At 41.1% G+C, this 3,235-nt stretch carries 7 protein-coding genes and 1 pseudogene; 4 read left to right on the top strand and 4 right to left on the bottom strand.

Annotated elements, in window-relative coordinates; translation table 11 throughout:
• The coding region (locus tag LC574_RS32785; protein ID WP_229457761.1) for a DUF29 family protein at positions 1–368 on the bottom strand (368 nt) is incomplete at its 3' end.
• 192 nt (positions 369–560) lie between these two features.
• On the opposite strand from LC574_RS32785, the gene LC574_RS32780 reads away from it, so the two are divergent.
• The 4 genes from LC574_RS32780 (at position 561) to LC574_RS32765 (ending at position 1,962) form a co-directional block, all read left to right on the top strand.
• Positions 561–836, top strand: coding sequence for a hypothetical protein (locus LC574_RS32780; RefSeq protein WP_229457760.1), 276 nt, complete (start codon positions 561–563; stop codon positions 834–836).
• Positions 833–1,201, top strand: coding sequence for a clan AA aspartic protease (locus LC574_RS32775; RefSeq protein ID WP_229457759.1), 369 nt, complete (start codon positions 833–835; stop codon positions 1,199–1,201). Before LC574_RS32780 ends, LC574_RS32775 begins: the two co-directional genes overlap by 4 nt.
• 138 nt (positions 1,202–1,339) lie before the next feature.
• Positions 1,340–1,684: a hypothetical protein gene (locus LC574_RS32770; protein WP_229457758.1), complete on the top strand. Its 345-nt coding sequence runs from the start codon at positions 1,340–1,342 to the stop codon at positions 1,682–1,684.
• Positions 1,672–1,962 carry a type II toxin-antitoxin system RelE/ParE family toxin gene (locus LC574_RS32765; protein ID WP_229457757.1) on the top strand — a complete coding sequence of 97 codons (291 nt, stop codon included), beginning with the start codon at positions 1,672–1,674 and terminating at the stop codon, positions 1,960–1,962. Before LC574_RS32770 ends, LC574_RS32765 begins: the two co-directional genes overlap by 13 nt.
• 75 nt (positions 1,963–2,037) lie before the next feature.
• Here the strand turns inward: LC574_RS32765 and LC574_RS32760 are convergent, their stop codons facing one another.
• The 3 genes and pseudogenes from LC574_RS32760 to LC574_RS39365 all read right to left on the bottom strand — a co-directional run.
• Positions 2,038–2,262, bottom strand: coding sequence for a hypothetical protein (locus LC574_RS32760; RefSeq protein ID WP_229457756.1), 225 nt, complete (start codon positions 2,260–2,262; stop codon positions 2,038–2,040).
• Positions 2,263–2,297: 35 nt separating this feature from the next.
• Positions 2,298–2,852 (bottom strand): WG repeat-containing protein, encoded by a 555-nt coding sequence (locus tag LC574_RS32755; protein ID WP_229457755.1) that lies wholly within the window; start codon positions 2,850–2,852, stop codon positions 2,298–2,300.
• Positions 2,853–2,864: 12 nt separating this feature from the next.
• Positions 2,865–3,008: pseudogene (locus LC574_RS39365) on the bottom strand (WG repeat-containing protein); the annotation flags it as partial.
• Between the last annotated feature and the right edge of the window lie 227 nt (positions 3,009–3,235).

Here is a 3,235-nt window from a genome sequence, read left to right as displayed (position 1 = left end):
AAGTTTGAAAGACTTGCTTCATAACGGCCTTCTTCTACTTCTAAGGAAGCCTCATCAATGGCATTTAAATAGGCTTCTGCTAAGATTTGTAACAATTCTTCTGGCGTGAGATAATAACCCCCCGCTTTACGCCGCTTATTTTCCCGTTGAATTTCCCGAACTGAATTCCGAATAGAGACTTCCCAAGAGCGAGTCGTGCGATTTTCAGCTTGTTGTTTAATCAGATGCAACAGCAAAATCACTGCATAGCTACGAATCGTCTTGATTATGTCATTTCGGCTCATTTCTGTTAATTCTTCAACTATAAGCAATGCTCCTTGAACATCGCCTTTAACAAGCAAGTCTTTCAAACTTAATAATTCTTCCATAATCAGCGCCTCAAACCTCGGCAACTTCTATTGTGGCTGATAACGGTTCGAGTTCAGATAAGATAAGCTAATGCGTTTAATTTATGAGCGATCGCATTCCTTAACCAGTCGAATTCAACTGTTAAGCTTAAAATAGACGCTAAAGGACTTTTTCTTTCCTAACCAGTGGTCTAAGACTACGGAAGATTTATTATGCCATTACGAAAACCTCGTTACAGCAAAGAAGAATTTGCTCATCGCGGTGATGAGATATATGACTCTCAAGTGCGCCCACAAGTCGAAGCAAATAATTATGGCAAGATTGTAGCGATCGATATTGAGACAGGTGGCTGGGAAATGGATACTGATGAAATCAATGCCTCGAAACGTCTTGAGACTCGCTACCCAAATGCACAAATCTGGTTTGTGCGTGTTGGTTCTCGCTATGTCCGTCGGTTCGGGGCTGGTCGCATCCACAAAACAAAATGATTATTGGAAGTGTGAATGCTGACTACGAGCCAATTATCCTTCTACGTATTTGTGGTGCTGATGCTAAAGTACATGAGCAAACCGCCATTGTTGATACAGGTTTTAATGGCTGGTTATCCCTACCGCCCGATTTCATTGCTGCATTAGAGCTACCCTGGAAAAGGCGAGGACGAGCAATTCTGGGAGATGGTAGTGAATGTGTGTTTGATGTGTATGAAGCTATTGTTGTCTGGGATGAGCAATTACTAACCATTCCGATTGATGAAGCTGAGTCAGATCCACTTGTCGGTATGTCACTGATGGAAGGTTATAGATTAACGGTAGAAGCAATCGAAGGCGGTCTTGTAAAACTTGAAAAATTGTGAGCAGTCCAATGAGTAAATAAGCGATTGGGAGCGATATCTACGATGGGCTACGCCTACGCAACTACATACCATTATCCTTTTGGAATGCACAGAATTTTTTATATAATGCTCCTATATAAGGCTTAAGAAAGCACAGCCATGACAGATATTCGGCAACAAATTGCCACACAACTGGATGCTTACAGCACTTTAGAAGCCCTGAAAGCGGCTGTTAGGGAATGGGTTAACACCTCAGACGGTAGCTTAGATACTTTAAAAAAAGTTCTGGAGACACACCTTGATGAAGGTTACGACCTCAGCAGCGAGGATTGGCAGCAACTCCAGAAACAAGATTTGACTTTTATCAGTGATGACGCAACCAGAGAAGAAGATATGCGTCGATTGCAGCGATACCGGGAAACAGGTGATGGTATCCCACATGAACAGGTGGCTGCGTGGTTGGCAAGTATCGGCACAGATAATGAGTCTCCATGTCCAAGGTAATTTGGCTACCAGAAGCACTCACTGACCTTGTGCGGCTGTTCGATTTTTTGAAATTGAAGAACGAAAGTATTGCTTTCCAAGCTGCACAGGCAATTCGAGAGGCAGGTTTTAGCCTAGCTAATGTGCCTTACAAAGGAACTGCTTTTGGCGATGGTTCAGGACGGCGGAAGTTGGTGGTTCCATTTGGCAAATACGGATATGTGATTCACTACTCTTTGGAGGACGACACAGTTCTGGTTTTGCGTGTCTATCATGGTCGAGAAAATCGCCCTCATTAAAACGCCATATTTTCATCTTTGAGGTTATGAAGCTTGAGTAGTTTTGGTAGCCAAAGGTTAACACACCGATGAAGCTTAACTTCTTAGCCTTTCTAAAGTCGATTCTTTCATCCGTATCCGCCATTTAAAACGATCGCTAGGATCAAGTTTAATATTTTTTTCCCAAGCTAATAGTGCCTCTTCATCATTCTCAAGCTCGTCTAATGTTAAAGCTTTTGCACCCCATCCCCAACCATCCTTGGGATAAGATTCGGTATATCTTTCAAGAGCTTCTATTAGTTTGACTTGTTGTTCATCCAATCTATACAAGCCAAAGGCCAGCCTGAGTTCACAAATTAGCGATCGCCACGAGAAACGATATAGCCTTTGTTTTTGACTGAGGAATCGCCACCCCAATACGCTACAATTGCATGACCAAACTCATGACAGCTAATAGCAACTATCCACAACAAGCACGCCATTACTGAAGCCAGCAGTTTAATCCTAGCAGGATAGAACTTGCTAAGTGAATTAGGAGTAATGCTTTTGGGAAATATTTTACCCTCACTATTAATATAAAGATATTCATCCCAATTGTTTCCTTTTTCAACAACCCCGTTCTGACGAACTACTTGAGCAACTCCGTATTGATCTAATTGCTTACACTGAGTAAATTGAGGTTGGATAACGAATTTACCAGTTTTGTCTATGTATCCACATTTACTATCTTTTGCGACAGCTGCAAGCCCGTTATAAAACCGACTTTGTACCACTTCTTTTGAAGACGGGTTAAACTGCTGGGCACGCAATTTCTCTATTGAAGATAAGTTAACCCGCAAGCCACGCTCTTGCAATAATGATTTCCATGTTTCAAGTACAAAATTAGGTTTTTTCTTATAAATAGTTGCCAACTCAATATCTATCTGAAACTCTGGTTTAATAACAACTTTGCCAGTTTTGTCGATAAAGCCAATCTTGCCATTAGAGACTACTAAAGCACGTTCTTCAATAAAGCGATCAGCATAATCAAATTGTGGATTAACAACAAACTTACCTGTTTTGTCGATGTAGCCCCATTTTTTGTCTATTTCATCCCCAGATTTTTTATATACTACAACGGGATGCGGAATGTTGATTTTTGCATGTTTTTGTTACTTATTTCTTGCTATTTGGAAAATCGATAAGCTGCAATCGGAAGAATATCAACTTCGCAGAGCAGCTTTGGAGCTCATTGAAGAAAAGGGCGGAAAAGTTTCTATAGCTTCTACTTCGATTGAAAGTATTTCTAATCCCT

This window comes from Nostoc sp. CHAB 5715 (genome assembly GCF_020829685.1).
Lineage (GTDB): Bacteria > Cyanobacteriota > Cyanobacteriia > Cyanobacteriales > Nostocaceae > Nostoc.
This window is presented reverse-complemented; position numbering and strand designations above follow the sequence as displayed.